The sequence below is a fragment of the Stenotrophomonas genospecies 5 genome (genome assembly GCF_054473825.1).
This window is the reverse complement of record NZ_JBTMUW010000001.1, coordinates 3,013,112-3,027,378: the sequence shown is the minus strand read 5'-3', so window position 1 is coordinate 3,027,378 and position 14,267 is coordinate 3,013,112. Positions and strand designations below refer to the sequence as shown.

Below are 14,267 nucleotides of genomic sequence, written 5' to 3'. Positions count from 1 at the left end.
CAGGGCGGCAATCTGAGATTGATGGATCAACTTTCAGGGGGATGTCGAGATGGCGACTAAGCACCAAGTGATTTTCTACCCGGTTGGTAACGGGGACACGACGCAGATCATTCTTGATAATGGAAAACGAGTTCTCTTCGACTTCCGTCACAAACAGTGCGCGGAAGAAGAGTCGACACCAGAGATTGATCTGAAGGCAGCTCTCAAGAAAGACCTTGCCGACGCAGGCAAGGAAAGCTTCGACGTCGTTGCATTCACCCACGCAGACAATGATCACATCGAGGGAAGCACTGACTTCTTCTGGCTGGAGCATGCAAAGGTCTATCATGGCGACGGTCGGATCAAGATCGACCAGTTGTGGGTCCCCGCAGCAATGCTCTTGGAGGAGGCCACCCAAGAACAGCAGAGCGAAGAGTTCGTGCTTCTGAGGCAAGAGGCGCGCCACCGTCTGCTGGAAGGAAAAGGCATTCTGGTCTTCTCACAGCCAGAGGCGCTGATGGAGTGGCTGGAGCCCAAGTTGGAAGCACGCGGCGAAGCATTGACGGCCCGGGATCACCTGTTTGTCGACGCTGGCACTGTCGTTCCGGGTTTCACCTTGCAAGAAGACAACGTGGAGTTCTTCTGCCACTCGCCCTTCGTCGAACATTGCGACGATGGGGACATCATCCGCAACTCAGCAGCCTTGGTGTTCAACGTGAGGCTCCAGGCAGACGGCCGCACCTACGACTACCTGGAAGTTGGTGATGCCGACTACTGCGACCTGGAGAGAATTGTCGACATTACGAAGTATCACGGCAATGAAGACCGTCTTGCCTGGGACCTCTTCAACATTCCCCATCACTGCAGCTACAAGGCACTCGGGGCAGAAAAGGGGGAGAAGGACACTGTTCCCTGCGAAAAGGTCGCTGAACTTCTCATGATGGGAAAGAAGGACTCGTACATCGTCGCTTGCTGCAAACCTGTGCCCGACATTAAAGAGTCCTACGAGCAGGTCCAGCCACCCCACATTCAAGCCCGCAGAACCTACGCGTCCTATCTTGAGAAGGTTGGTGGAAGATCCTTCCTCGTCACCATGGAAGAGCCTAACGCCAACAAGCCCAAGCCAATTGTCTTTGAGGTGGCTGCCGCAGGCGTCACATGGACGAAAGCAGCGTCGTCATTTGGCTCTGCGGCCATCGTTGCCTCCCGCCCAGCCAGGGCAGGAGCATGAGCTCGGAGTACTTTGCGCATACATTGACTGCTCTCGACGATCTAGCGGCAGTCACATCGCGTACAAGCGCGATGATCGCAGCTGTCAATGCTCACCGTGACTTCAAGCTCATTGAGGTGATGCGTAGCGCCAAGGTAGATGAGCTGGAGACCGTCTACCTAATGGTGGACGTTGAATGCCACGGTGTGCCCACCCACAATGAATACGGGCTCCGCTTTCGGGAGCGCATGCTTATACATGTACCTCAGGACGATGCGAAGGCAACGGTCGTTTGGTCAATGCGAAAGGACTTTCCGAGGCTTGCACACCAAAACAGCGTGACGTCGCAGGGCCCAGCTCAGCTCTGCTTGTATTTCGAACCGCCCCCCGTTGTCGCTCGCACCTGGACTCCTTCGTCATTTCTTGCTCGGATCCAGTGGTGGATGGAGAAGAATGCCAAGGGCGAGCTGCATCTGGCCGATCAGCCTTTGGACATGCTGTTCTTTGAGTCTCGGCATGAACTGCTGATCCCTTGGGATCTTGACCAACTGGCGGCAAGGGGGAAGCTCAGTGTCATCGCTGCAGCTGCGCGTAAGGACGATGGCTGGACACTGCGCATCGTTGATCAACTGCCTGCCAACAAGTCTCTCCACGCTACTCTGGTCAAGGTAGATCTTGAGCCCATTGAAGGCGGGATGATTGAATGGGATCCGCATACTCTCGGACAGTTGAATGAGCTTTTGGCACGGCGAGGAGCGGACCTGCTTCCGCTTGTAACAGCAGCTATCCAGGCAGCGACGCCTTCAGGCGGACTCACTCGCCAGGATGAGGTTCCGAGCACGCTTGTGCTGCTCTCTGTTCCCATCAAGCGTGCGTCGACTGGCGAGGTCGAAGGAATCACCTATCGCGCCTTCTTCCTTGATGGTGGGGCACTGAAGATCGGAACTATGCTCGGTGCCCTTATCCCGCATGACGGTCGGTACTTCAGCTCAGTTGGTGTTGTTGGAAATCAGCCGCAGGAAGGTTGGGAGTCTATCGGGCTTGATCCAGTCACCGTTCTTTGGGAGAACAGCCCTGAACGTGCACGCACCCAGTCAGGCTTCAGCGATGCAGGGCCGCAAGGCGTATTGATCGGCGTTGGATCTTTGGGAAGTGCTTTGTTGGACCTATGGGTTCGATCTGGCTGGGGTCGGTGGACTGTAGTGGATAAGGATCATGTCCGACCGCACAATCTGTCACGCCACACTGCATTCAATAGACAGATTGGGCTACCCAAGGTTCTGGCAGTCTCCGCGAATGCCAGGGAGGTCACGCGTAACGGTTCGGCTGTGACTCCTCTCGAGGAAGACGTCCTTACCAGTACATCGCCAGAGCTGGCGCAGGCCCTCAGGAGCGCAAACTTGGTCGTAGATGCAACTGCAGACCTAGGGTACCCGCGGGCGTCAGCAGTCGTGGATGATCGATCACGGCATGTGAGCGTGTTCGTAACTCCCACCGGTCGGTCGGGAGTCATGATGCTTGAGGACGTCGCCAAGGAACGGTGCTTGCGTACGATTGAAGCTCAGTACTACCGCGCCATCATCAATTCCGATTGGGGAAGGGCCCATCTTGAGGGCCATCGCGGAGCGTTTTGGAGCGGAGCATCGTGCCGTGACATCTCAATGGTCCTACCGTACTCGAGTGTGATGATTCATGCCTGTCAGTTTGCCGAGAGCATCCCAGTCCATATTGCCAACCCCCAGGCCGCCGCGTTGATCTGGCAGCGAGATTTGAGCGGTCAAACGGAAGCGATAGAGATCCCACTGTCTGATAGGCGGATACACCAAGCAGCTAATGGTCTCTGCATCTACATGGATGAAGGCCTACACGAACATCTGCATGCTCTGCGCGGCAATAGTCTTCCCAACGAGACGGGGGGCATCCTCCTTGGTTACCACGACTTCACGCAGAACCTGCTCGTCGTTGTAGATGCGCTCCCGGCGCCAGCCGACAGTAAGGGTACGCCCGCTTCGTTTGAGCGCGGCGTTGCCGGAATGCCAGAGGCTGTCGCAGAGGCACAGAACCGCACTGCTGGAATCGTTGGATACGTTGGAGAGTGGCACAGCCACCCAGACGGCTGTCCTCCAGAGCCAAGCCGAGCTGATCTTGTGCAGCTGGTCGAGCTCGCTATGGGAATGCACGAAGAAGGCCTTCCGGTAATCCAAGTCATCGTTGGAAGCCATGACATTCGTGTTGTCCAGGCGGAGGTTCAGCCTTGAAAGATCGCCAGATCGATCTAGTGCTGTCCGGTGGAGGCATCAGAGCAATGACCTTCCACTTGGGGGTCATGCGGGCGCTGGCAAGGGCTGGTTGTTTGGAGTCAGTGTCTCGGATATCCAGCGTGTCGGGAGGGAGCCTTATCACCGGACTTGTGCTGCATCGCTCTGGCATGGCATGGCCGACTTCAGAGCGGTTTCTCGAACAGATCTACCCGGCACTCCGCGATGAACTCACCTCACGCAGCCTCCAGTGGGATGCACTCCGCGAATTGTCGAGCCTCTCGAATCTCCGGTTCTTGTTGAGCCGCTCGAATCTCTTGGCAGCTGCACTGCGCCGCCGGTGGGGCATTGAGAACAGGCTTTGCGATCTTCCCGCGACACCTGATTGGTCAATCAATGGGACCAATGCTGAGAACGGACGCCGCTTTCGGTTCAAGCGTGCAGACTTGGGAGATTACCTCACGGGCTACGCAGCTGCGGGCAACTTCCCCCTGGCCAGCGCAATGGCTGTCTCGGCCGCCTTCCCAGGCGGCTTTGGTCCGCTTCGCCTCAGGGCGGACAAATTCAGGTGGAAGCGTCGAGCGAACTGGAGCGGGCCTGCACACGAAACCGTAGACTCCCAGCCGGGCTCTGTAATCCATCTCTACGACGGTGGCGTATACGACAACCTTGGACTTGAGCCCTTCTTTGATGCGGGTAGTGGAGAGCCGAAGGAGCCGAACGGCCACTTCATCCTGGTGTCAGATGCAGGAAGGCCCTTGGATATGGGCTTCAGCAAATACTCTCTGAATCCATTCCGGATCAAGCGCGTGGCCGACATCATGTCTGACCAGTCACATGCACTGAGGGTTCGCTCCTTTCACCACTACCTCTCTAAGAGTGCCAATAGGGGAGCAATGATCTACATCGGCAGTCCAACCAGTGCGGACTCTGCAGATGAGGAGGAGGCAAACTTCGTAGCGAGATTCCCAACAAGCCTTATCAAGCTCACCGCAGCCGACTTCGACAGAATTGCGATCCACGGTGAAAGGCTTACACGCTTGCTCTAGCAGAGCCCAAGGCCTCCATTTCCCTAGAATAGACCCCGTCTGCCGTGAAGAATTTGGTCGGCTCGTTCTGTCACCCCTGACGACCTAAATGCTTACATGGTGGGATTTCTCACAAAAGCCGCGACCAGCTGGAACCGCGCCGGAAACATCACGCTGCGTGCAGCGCGGGCGATGCGGATGTGGCCCGATTCCAGCGGCTCGCGCAGGGTCTCCAGCGCGCTGCGGTTCCACTCGGGAAGTTCGTCCAGGAACAGCACCCCATGGTGCGCCAGTGATATCTCGCCGGGGCAGGGCGGATTGCCGCCGCCCACCAATGCCGCAGCGCTGGCGCTGTGGTGTGGCGCGCGGAACGGTCGTTGCCGCCATCGCTTCGGGTCCAGCCCTTCGCCGCTGACCGAGGCGATGGCCGCCAGCTGCAAGGCATCGATCTCGGTGGACGCCGGCAGCAGCCCGGGAAGGCGTGAAGCAAGCAGGGTCTTGCCACAACCGGGGCTGCCGATCAGCAGCAGATGGTGCCCGCCGGCCGCAGCCACTTCCAGCGCGCGCCGTGCATGCACCTGCCCGCGCACATCGGCCAGATCCGGCAGCGGCAGGGGCGTGGTGTCCACCCGCTCAACCTGCGGCAGCAGGCGCGGATTGCCCAACCCGGCGCAGCATTCCAGCAACGTGCGGGCCACGCGCACGTCGGCGTGTTCGGCCAGCGCCGATTCGGCCGCATTCCCCGGTGGGACCACCAGGATGCGGCCCGCTTCGGCCGCCGCGATGGCGGCGGGCAGCGCGCCTGCAACCGGGCGCAGCTCGCCGGTCAGGCCCAGCTCGCCCAGGAACTCGTACGGCAGCAGCGACTGCGGCGGGATCTGGCCACTGGCGGCAAGAATGCCCAGGGCGATGGCCAGATCGTAGCGCCCACCTTCCTTGGGCAGGTCGGCGGGCGCCAGGTTCAGGGTGATGCGCCGTTGCGGGAAATCAAAGCGCGCGCAGAGCAGCGCCGCACGTACGCGTTCGCGCGACTCGCGCACACTGGTTTCGGCCAGACCGACGATCTGGGTGGCGGGCAGGCCACCGGAAAGATGTACTTCCACCCGCACCAGCGGGGCCTCGACCCCGGCGCGGGCACGGCTGTAGACCAGGGCCAGGCTCATGTGTGCTTCCTGCAGAGAGAGAGGCTCGATGGTGCGGCCGTCACTCTGTCCGTCGCCATCAGGCATTGCTGGCCAGGCGCCTAGGGCTTTGCTGCGCAAGCTGGCGCTCAGCGACGTGCGCCTGCGCCGCATGGTCCGCTTCGATCCGGCGATAGAACCGGACCCACGCGAACCTGCTGAGCGTGCGACGCTGATCGACGACTGCCTGAGCAATGGAGCGTCGTCCAAAGCACTGGCCGAGGCATCGGTGTTCATGCGACAGTCGATGGCGAATCATCGCGTCGGCGACTTCGCTGATAGCAAGCAGTTCGCGAAGGGAACGTCGTATGAAAGGCCGCAACCTCATGTATTCCAAATGAAGAGAGGCAAGAAGAATGATTGACCGGATGAAGTTCGAACTGCCCGGCAAACCGGCCTACTGGGTTGCCGTCGGCATACTCTGTGCCCTGATCGGCCTGGGCATGGACATGAACATGGGGGGCATCGTGCTGTCAGTCGGCGAACCGGCCAAGTGGGGTGGCTTCGGCGCATTGATCGGCACCAGCGTCGGTCTGATGGCGGTATTCGGCAAGCGTTCCGCGCCACGCTGACCGCGCAACGCCGAACCGGCGCGTATGCGGCGGGTGGTGTCCATGCGCGACGGGCGCCGACCTCCTGATTTTCGCTAGCAAGTGGCTGCACCGTGTCGTCGGTGCTCAGCTGGTTGAAGCTCACTTCATCGAAGCTGCGTGGCACGAGGCGGGTGGGCATCGGGCACGCTCGCGGGCGGGTATGACCGTCGGCCAAAAGCAGATAACCACTGAGCATTTCTGCATTGGGGCGCGGGCGGGGTTAATGAATGTGCGATGTCTGGTCCGCCGATTGCGGCTGGCATTGCTTCCCCCACTACCCGTACAGCCCACGATGACGACAGCTCGTTCTTCACTGCGCCCGCGATTGCTGGCGTTGGCGGTGTTGCTTGCCACCGCGTCTCCCACACTTCATGCACAGTCCACCACCGGCGCGATCGCCGGACAGGCGCCGGCCACCGCCCAGCGCATCTTCGTTCGCAGCGATACCGGCCTCACCCGCGAGGTGACGGTCGATGGGCGAGGCCGCTTTACCGTCGGCCAGCTGCCACTGGGCCGCTACGTGGTGGAAGCACGCGATGCCGAAGGGAACGTGCTGCAGACCCGCGAGGGCATTTCGCTGACGGTAGGCGCCAGTACCGAGGTGTCCTTCACTGACGTCACCCGGCTGGACGGTGTGCAGGTCAGCGCCGACCGGGCAGCGGCTGCGATCGATGTCAGCAGCGTGGACTCGCGCACGGTGATCACGGCCGAGCAGCTGCAGCGCCTGCCACTGGGTCGCTCGGCCGAGGCGATCGCGCAGCTTGCGCCCGGGGTCAACGGCAACAGTGGCAATGGCACCTATGCCGGCCCGACCGGTGCACAGCTGGTGAGCTTCGGCGGTTCGTCCGCTGCCGAGAACGCTTACTACATCAATGGCTTCAACAGCACCGATCCACTGCGCGGTCTGGGTGGCCTCACGCTGCCCTACGGCAGCATCGACCAGCAGGAAATCTACACCGGTGGCTACAGCGCCAAGTACGGCCGTTCCGATGGCGGCGTCATCAATGCGGTGGGCAAGCGCGGCACCAATGAGTGGCGATTCGGTGGCCAGGTCACCTGGGAACCAGCATCCACGCGCTCGGATAAGGACGATGTGCGTTACCCGGGCAATGGCGCGCTGTATTCACCGGAAAGCCAGGACCGCGAGTGGGTGACCACGCAGAGCATCTACGCCGGTGGCCCGCTCCTGGAAGACCGGCTGTTCTTCTTCGGCTCGTACGAGCTCGAGCGCCGTGAGGGCACCGACGTCAAGAATGTGGAGGCGACCAATGCCTACTCCCGCTATGAGTACGACCGCCCGCGCTGGTACGCCAAGCTGGACTGGAACATCACCGACAACCACCTGCTGGAACTGACCGGAGCCTCCAGCCGCAATGTCTTCCGGGGCGATAGCTTCGCTTACGACTACGACACGCTCACCCGCGGTGCGCAGCGTGGCAAGGAAGACACCACCAAGACCGGTGGCGACCTGTGGACGGCCAAGTACACCGGCTACCTGACCGACCGGCTTACCGTCAGCGCGCAGTATGGCGAAATGCGTACCGATGACTACATCGGCAACCCGGCCTACGACGGCAGCCTGACCTACATCAGCAGCGCCACGCTTCAGAATCCGGCGCTGAACGGTGGTACGCCGATCACCAATGCGCAGACCACGTCGCTGCTGGTCAACCCGGATCGCGGCAACCGCACCAACAACCTGCGACTGGATGCGAACTACAGATGGGGCAACCACAGCATCACGGTCGGCATCGACAACCAGAATGCCCGTGCGCTCAACCGTGGCTCGGTGGCCTCTGCCGACGGTTACTACTGGATCTATGGCCAGTCCAACCCGAACGTGCCCCTCAATACCGGCCTGGGCGTGCCGGCCACCGGCGGCATCCGCAATGGTGAGGAGGGTTATTACGTGCGCCAGTACATCTACAGCGCACTGGCGTCGGTACGCGCCTCGCAGCGGGCGCAGTACATCGAGGACAACTGGCAGGTGACCGACCGCCTGCTGTTGAACCTGGGCCTGCGCCTGGATCAGTTCACCAACTACAACCGCGATGGCGACGCCTACATCAAGCAGACCAGCGGGCAGTGGGCGCCGCGGCTGGGCTTCAGCTGGGACGTCGACGGCGACGGGCGCTTCAAGGTGTTCGGCAACGTGGGTCGCTACTACCTCGCGCTGCCGCTCAACCCGGCCTTCAACGCGGCGGGCGCGACGCTGGCTACCTCGACGTACTACACCTATGGCGGCATCGACAGCAACGGTTATCCAACCGACCTCACCGCGTTCTCCGGCGCGGTGTCGGCCAACAACTACTACGGCGTGCTGCCCGATCCGAAGACGGTGGCGACCTCCGGCATCGAGCCGTCCTACCAGGACGAGTTCATCCTGGGCTTCAGCAGGGCGCTCGGCCAGAACTGGGTGTACGGCGCGAAGGCGACCTATCGGGTGCTGCGCAGCGGCGTGGATGACTACTGCGATATCGGCGCGGTGCTGGCCAAGGCCGACAGCCTGGGGTATGACGTCACCAAGGACAGCAATCCGGTCAGTTGCTGGTTGATCAATCCTGGCCGTGCGAACACCTTCAATCTGGTCGATACCAGCGGCAACTACGTAAGCGTGCCGCTGACCAATGCCGAGATGGGCTTCCCCAGGTTCAAGCGCAACTACTACGCGGTGAACCTGTCGCTGGAGCACCCGTTTGATGGCCGCTGGTATGGCCGGGCGGACTACACGTGGTCGCGCAGCTATGGCACCACCGAAGGCCAGCTGCTGTCGGGCATCGGCCAGACGGCGGTGTCGACCACGCAGGCCTGGGATTACGCGCAGCTGATGGAACACACCAACGGGCCGCAGAGCAACGACCACACCCACCAGTTCAAGCTGCATGGTTACTACCAGTTGACGCCGGAATGGCTGGTCTCGGCCAACCTCAAGGTGATTTCCGGCGCGCCCTTCAGCGCGTTGGGTTCGTATGGCCCGAACTTCGAAGACCCCTCCGGCTACGGCATCGCCTACCACTTCTACAACGGCCAGCCCGCGCCTCCGGGCAGCCAGGGGCGGCTGCCCTGGCTGAAACAGCTGGATCTGGGTGTCTCCTACCGGCCTTCGGTGGCGGCTGGGCGGCTGGGCTTCAACCTGGATGTGTTCAACGTATTCAACCGCCAGGTGGCGTTGTGGAAATCGCCGTACTCCGAACTGGATCCGGGGCAGCCGGACCCGCTGTACGGCGCAGCGACGGTGCGGCAGGCACCGCGCTCGCTGCGCGTCAGCGTGAGCTACGACTACTGAGGGAGTGCGCCGGCACGGGCCGACATGAGCTGCCAGCGGTAGGGAGGCGGACGATGCGTGGCTCGAAAACCGGGTTGTGTTGGGCCGGCGGGCACGGAGGCCCCCACGCACCGCCCGCCTTAGCCGGCAGGCGTAGACTTCATCACAACGGCGGGTTTTCGAGGCCCGGCCACCGATGCACGGTGGCGGAGCAACGCTTGCCCGCCGTTGTGGGGAGTGCCAAGGGATCGGGCCAATGCGGCCAGGCCCGAGACGTTTCCGGCATTGTCGTATAGGGAGGAGTGGCGCGAGAGGCTTGAACGGCGGGGCTTTCGGTACTTCTGCGACGGCCCCGTCAGATTCGTCTGTTGGAGGGAGAAGAGTGCGTTGATTGCGACAGCGTGCGGCGCGCGTCTGCGAAGGTGCGAGTGACTTTCCACCTATTGACCGTCCAGCGCGCCACGGCGAGTCTGACTGCCGCGGCAGTCACTGGGATGTAGCTGCCCGCAGGACGAGAAGTGGCGTTTGAATGGATTCGCCGACCCGTGCAGACCCCGACAAGGATCATTGCAGATGTTGCGCCACAGCCGACCTCTTCTTTTCGCGGGTCTGATACCCCTGCCATGGTTCCTGTTCTGGACCACCGTTGCTGCGATGCTCGCACCCGGTTACAACCCGATTGCACAGCACGCCAGCGAGCTGCTGCAGGCACCCGCGCTCGCAAGCCTGTGCGGACGGATCGCCGCCATCGGCTGCGGGCTGGGGTTCGTACTGTTTGCCATCGCGCTATGGCGGGAATCCGGTCGCCGGATCGCCGTGGGTGCCGCCTGCTGGATGATCTTTGGCGTCTCCATGTTGACCAATGGGCTCTGGCCCATGGGTCATCCGATGCACGGCTTCTACGCCATCGGTATCGCGAACATCATTGCGCCGGCGATGTCGCATATCGAACTGAGGGCCTGGTCGGCCAGCCGAAGGGCCTATGCCGTGACTGCCGTGGTGAGCATCGCGGCAGTGGTCTATCTATGGTTGAACCTGGTGGGCGCGGATCCGCAGGGTTTCAGGGGGCTCACCCAGCGCCTGTTCTCTTCCATCAACTCCCTGTGGCCCTTCCTGGTCGCGCTGTACCTGCTGCGCAACGGCCCCAATGCACTGCGGACGCCGCCCGAGCAGCGCCTCTAAGGCCATCACATCAGGTTCTGATGATGGAAGCACGCTACGTACATGCGCGGCTGTTGGAAGACGCCGACGTATCGCGTCGGCGTCTTCCAACGATCAGTTGATGATCTCGCCACTCCCCGATGCGACGAATTCCCTCAACTGCCGGATGAAGTCCGCATCGTAGGGTTCCCACTCGGTGATCTCACCGACAATCCGCAACGGCTGTGCACTGCGATACGACCGTGTCGGGTTCCCGGGAAACTTCTTGTTGGTGACGTTCGGATCGTCCTCGAACGGCCCGGTCGGTGCCACCACGTACACACGCGGCGGTCCCTCGCCCCGGGCCATCTCCGCGGCCAGCCCGGCGCCCTTGGCAATCGTGGTGAAGTAGATGTGGTTCATCACCACGCCATCGCGATAGTTGGATCCGTAGCCGGTAACCAGCAGATCGCCCGTGGCCAGGTCGGCCCGGGTGCCGTGATAGAACGGCCCGGCGACCTGATCGCAGGTGTCCTGCGAAACGGGTGTCCATTCGGTGTCCTGCGTCATCGCGATACCCCCAGGTTGTCCTGCCGGATCGACAGGCCGGCGAGTCTAGGGGGCCAGGTGGGCCTTGCTGCAAGGCCCCATCCGGGAAATAATCTGTAAGTGGGAGGCGCAGCGCGCCTCCTTTTTCATTCTGCGGCGCGGCGCCCTTCCAGCTCGCGCACCGCTGTTTCCAGCGCATCCAGCTTCTGGCGGGTCTTCAGCAGCACCGCGCGCTGCACTTCAAATTCCTCGCGCGTGACCAGATCGAGCTTGGCCAGCCCAGCCTGCAGCGCGCTCTTGAAGGTGGCCTGCAGTTCCTCGCGTGATTCGCGCAGGCCCGGCGGCACCAGGTCGCTGAGGCGGCGGGCGAGGTCATCGATTTGGTTCAGGTCGATCATGGGGTGCTCCGTGGGTGGCGCCCGCGCATCAGGCGCGGGCAGGCCGTTCAGCCACAAGGATACTGCCGGCGCGCGCTGCCCGGACAGGCAGCCGCGGCGTCGCACCGGGCGCGTTCAGGCGCTATCCTCCACGCCGGAAGACAGGAGATTGACGATGAAGATGGTCATGGCGGTGATCAAGCCGTTCAAGCTCGACGACGTGCGCGAAGCGCTGGCCGAGCGTGGCGTCACCGGCATCACGGTGACGGAGGTCAAGGGCTTCGGCCGCCAGAAGGGGCATACCGAGCTGTACCGTGGCGCCGAGTACGTGGTCGACTTCCTGCCGAAGGTGAAGCTGGAAGTGGCGGTGACCGATGACCAGGTGGAGGCGGTGGTGGAAGCCATCGTCAAGGCGGCCGGTACCGGCAAGATCGGCGACGGCAAGGTATTCGTGTATGACCTGGGCAGCGTGGTGCGTATCCGTACCGGCGAGCTGGACGCAGACGCGCTGTAAGCCGTCCGGCGGGATGTTGTAGAGCCGAGCCGATGCTCGGCTGCCGTTCCGCCGTTACGTAGAGTCGAGCTTGCTCGACTCTACAAAGAGCAGCCGAGCATCGGCTCGGCTCTACAAGGAGCGGTAAAGCGGTGAGCGGAGCGACGCTTACCGGCGCTTCGCCCACTTATAGAACCGCTTCCAGCCCTGGCGCACTGCGGCCACCCAGCCGGGGTCGGCCACCAGGGCGGCCTGGGTGGCGCTGGGCGCCTGCCCGGTCACGCGCTGGCGGATCTTCAGCAGGTTCTTCATGTCGCTGCGGCGCATCTGCCGGGTCAGCGGATTGCGGCGCAGCCAGCGCGGTGCGCGCCAGGCCGAGGTGAAGTCCAGCAGCACCGGTACGCCGCCGCTGACCACCACGTTGGTGCCGTGCAGATCGTTATGGGTGATGCCGGCCGCATGCAGGCGGCTGAGTGCGTGCTGCAGCTGCTCGAACACTTCATTGCCGACTGCCTGGGCGGTGCTGAGGGTCTGGCCGGGAATGAACTCCATGCCCAGTGCCAGGCCTCCCAGTGTTCCCAGCAGCGCCGGCGCGTGCTTCCAGCCGCCCAGGCGCTGCAGCATGCGCGCTTCACGGCGCACCATCAGGCGTGCGACCAGCGACAGCGGCGTGCCGCGATAGCGGGAGTAGTCCTTGATGACGGCCTCGCGGCCATCCAGGCAGGTGCGATAGACATCGGGAGCCAGCAGGCGTTCGCCACGCTTGAGCAGCAGGGGCGTGGTGGCGTCATCGCCGCAGGTCTGGCAGGGGGAGGCAGGAAGGGGCATGGCGGGGTCTCGGACGACCCGGTGGGCGGCGCTGAAGCGTCAAGCGAACCGGTGAGGCGGGGGAAACTGGCTAAACTTTCGTTAAGTCAATTTTAGTACCGGCAAGTTCGCTAATCCACGTTCTGTCGGAGAAATGTCGGGGCCGTGGCTGGAACAGTTCGTCGCGCACGGGCGGACAATTTCGTCTCACTCTCCGGTTTGGGGCATTGAAAATCAATAAGTTGAAGAAGAAATCCACCCGTTCAGCCAAGCGTCGCTGAACATGGCGCACGTGTGGCTTGACCCCGGCGCACGGCCTGCCGACCATAAGCTGTTCATCCGCGACATCGGCGGCCGCCCCGTTCCGGCACGTCCCCGTCCCCTGCCGCGTTGCCACCGATGCCGGCCGCCTGCGCCGTGCATCGCCCCCTGATTCCCGTTCCGGCTGCCGCCGGAGGAAAGTTTTTGATGATCAAGATCGTACTGGCAGTGCTGTTCGTGGCCTGCGTGCTGTACATCCACTTCCGTGGCAGGGTCCGCGCGCGCTGGTCGCGCCAGCTGCTGGACCACTCCAGTTTCATGGCCCCGATCAACGTGGTCATGTACATGTTCTCGAAGGTGCCGACCACGCCGTTTCTGGACCCGGGCAAGGAGTTCCCGCAGCTGGAACCCCTGCGCCAGAACTGGCAGATGATCCGTGACGAGGCGCTGGCGCTGCGCGATGCGCAGAAGATCGCTGCGTCCAGCAGTTTCAACGATGCGGGCTTCAACTCGTTCTTCCGCCGTGGCTGGAAGCGCTTCTACCTGCGCTGGTACGGCCCCTCGCACCCGTCGGCGAAGACGCTGTGCCCGAAGACCGTGGCCCTGATCGAGTCGATTCCGGATGTTCGCGCAGCGATGTTCGCGCAGCTGCCGCCGGGCAGCGAGCTGCGTCCGCACCGCGATCCGTTCGCCGGTTCGCTGCGCCTGCACCTGGGCCTGAGCACCCCCAACGATGATGCCTGCTACATCGAAGTGGACGGCATCCGGAAGAGCTGGCGCGACGGCGAGTGGATGATGTTCGACGAAACCTACATCCACCACGCGCATAACGAGACCGAGCAGGACCGAGTGATCCTGTTCTGCGACATCGCGCGCCCGCTGCGCTTCGGCCTGCCGGGCCTGTTCAACCGTGCGGTGGCCGCCACGCTGCTGGCCGGTGGCGCTTCGCCGAACCTGCCAGGTGATCCGACCGGGGGTGTCAACAAGGCATTCGGCAGCCTGTACAAGGTGCGCCTGAAGGCCAAGGCGCTGCGCGAGCGCAGCGTGGTGGCCTACCAGGTCATCAAGTGGGGCCTGGTGGCGGCGGTGATTGCCGGAATCTGGGCGATCTGATCGAACGGCCGCC

At 62.6% G+C, this 14,267-nt stretch carries 13 protein-coding genes; 9 read left to right on the top strand and 4 right to left on the bottom strand.

Features of this window, described 5'->3' with window-relative positions; all coding sequences use genetic code 11:
* The first annotated feature begins 49 nt into the window (after positions 1-49).
* Genes ACX9OW_RS13915 through ACX9OW_RS13905 form a run of 3 tightly spaced genes read left to right on the top strand, consistent with a single transcriptional unit; the run spans position 50 to position 4,496 of the window.
* The gene (locus tag ACX9OW_RS13915) at positions 50-1,210 is read left to right on the top strand and encodes a ComEC/Rec2 family competence protein (RefSeq protein WP_071227700.1); all 1,161 of its coding nucleotides are present in this window, start codon (positions 50-52) and stop codon (positions 1,208-1,210) included.
* Positions 1,207-3,447, top strand: coding sequence for a ThiF family adenylyltransferase (locus ACX9OW_RS13910; RefSeq protein ID WP_164145931.1), 2,241 nt, complete (start codon positions 1,207-1,209; stop codon positions 3,445-3,447). The genes ACX9OW_RS13915 and ACX9OW_RS13910 overlap by 4 nt, the downstream gene beginning before the upstream one ends.
* Positions 3,448-3,467: 20 nt before the next feature.
* Positions 3,468-4,496 (top strand): patatin-like phospholipase family protein, encoded by a 1,029-nt coding sequence (locus ACX9OW_RS13905; RefSeq protein ID WP_256200894.1) that lies wholly within the window; start codon positions 3,468-3,470, stop codon positions 4,494-4,496.
* Positions 4,497-4,588: 92 nt separating this feature from the next.
* Here the strand turns inward: ACX9OW_RS13905 and ACX9OW_RS13900 are convergent, their stop codons facing one another.
* Positions 4,589-5,638, bottom strand: a complete 1,050-nt coding sequence (locus tag ACX9OW_RS13900) for a YifB family Mg chelatase-like AAA ATPase (protein WP_459062404.1) — start codon at positions 5,636-5,638, stop codon at positions 4,589-4,591.
* Positions 5,639-5,726: 88 nt separating this feature from the next.
* On the opposite strand from ACX9OW_RS13900, the gene ACX9OW_RS13895 reads away from it, so the two are divergent.
* The 4 genes from ACX9OW_RS13895 (at position 5,727) to ACX9OW_RS13880 (ending at position 10,696) form a co-directional block, all read left to right on the top strand.
* Entirely contained in the window at positions 5,727-6,020 is a 294-nt protein-coding gene (locus tag ACX9OW_RS13895) for a hypothetical protein (RefSeq protein ID WP_128988337.1), read from the top strand.
* A gap of 4 nt (positions 6,021-6,024) precedes the next feature.
* On the top strand, positions 6,025-6,228 hold the full coding sequence (locus ACX9OW_RS13890; RefSeq protein ID WP_128988335.1) for a hypothetical protein: 204 nt from the start codon (positions 6,025-6,027) through the stop codon (positions 6,226-6,228).
* 313 nt (positions 6,229-6,541) lie between these two features.
* Positions 6,542-9,535 carry a TonB-dependent receptor gene (locus ACX9OW_RS13885; protein ID WP_459062403.1) on the top strand — a complete coding sequence of 998 codons (2,994 nt, stop codon included), beginning with the start codon at positions 6,542-6,544 and terminating at the stop codon, positions 9,533-9,535.
* 552 nt (positions 9,536-10,087) lie between these two features.
* Positions 10,088-10,696, top strand: a complete 609-nt coding sequence (locus ACX9OW_RS13880) for a DUF998 domain-containing protein (protein ID WP_111187243.1) — start codon at positions 10,088-10,090, stop codon at positions 10,694-10,696.
* Between the two features lie 93 nt (positions 10,697-10,789).
* Here the strand turns inward: ACX9OW_RS13880 and arr are convergent, their stop codons facing one another.
* The gene (gene arr / locus ACX9OW_RS13875) at positions 10,790-11,224 is read right to left on the bottom strand and encodes an NAD(+)--rifampin ADP-ribosyltransferase (protein ID WP_459062402.1); all 435 of its coding nucleotides are present in this window, start codon (positions 11,222-11,224) and stop codon (positions 10,790-10,792) included.
* Between the two features lie 125 nt (positions 11,225-11,349).
* Complete coding sequence (gene ubiK, locus ACX9OW_RS13870; RefSeq protein ID WP_053518135.1) at positions 11,350-11,601, bottom strand: ubiquinone biosynthesis accessory factor UbiK; 252 nt, start codon at positions 11,599-11,601, stop codon at positions 11,350-11,352.
* Positions 11,602-11,755: 154 nt separating this feature from the next.
* Between ubiK and ACX9OW_RS13865 the strand changes: the two genes are divergently transcribed.
* Complete coding sequence (locus tag ACX9OW_RS13865) at positions 11,756-12,094, top strand: P-II family nitrogen regulator (protein WP_005411374.1); 339 nt, start codon at positions 11,756-11,758, stop codon at positions 12,092-12,094.
* A 147-nt stretch (positions 12,095-12,241) separates the two neighbouring features.
* Here ACX9OW_RS13865 and ACX9OW_RS13860 read toward each other — a convergent pair whose 3' ends face one another.
* The gene (locus ACX9OW_RS13860; RefSeq protein ID WP_053518133.1) at positions 12,242-12,901 is read right to left on the bottom strand and encodes an RIO1 family regulatory kinase/ATPase domain-containing protein; all 660 of its coding nucleotides are present in this window, start codon (positions 12,899-12,901) and stop codon (positions 12,242-12,244) included.
* Positions 12,902-13,348: 447 nt separating this feature from the next.
* Between ACX9OW_RS13860 and ACX9OW_RS13855 the strand changes: the two genes are divergently transcribed.
* Positions 13,349-14,254 (top strand): aspartyl/asparaginyl beta-hydroxylase domain-containing protein, encoded by a 906-nt coding sequence (locus ACX9OW_RS13855; RefSeq protein WP_065181515.1) that lies wholly within the window; start codon positions 13,349-13,351, stop codon positions 14,252-14,254.
* Positions 14,255-14,267 lie beyond the last annotated feature (13 nt).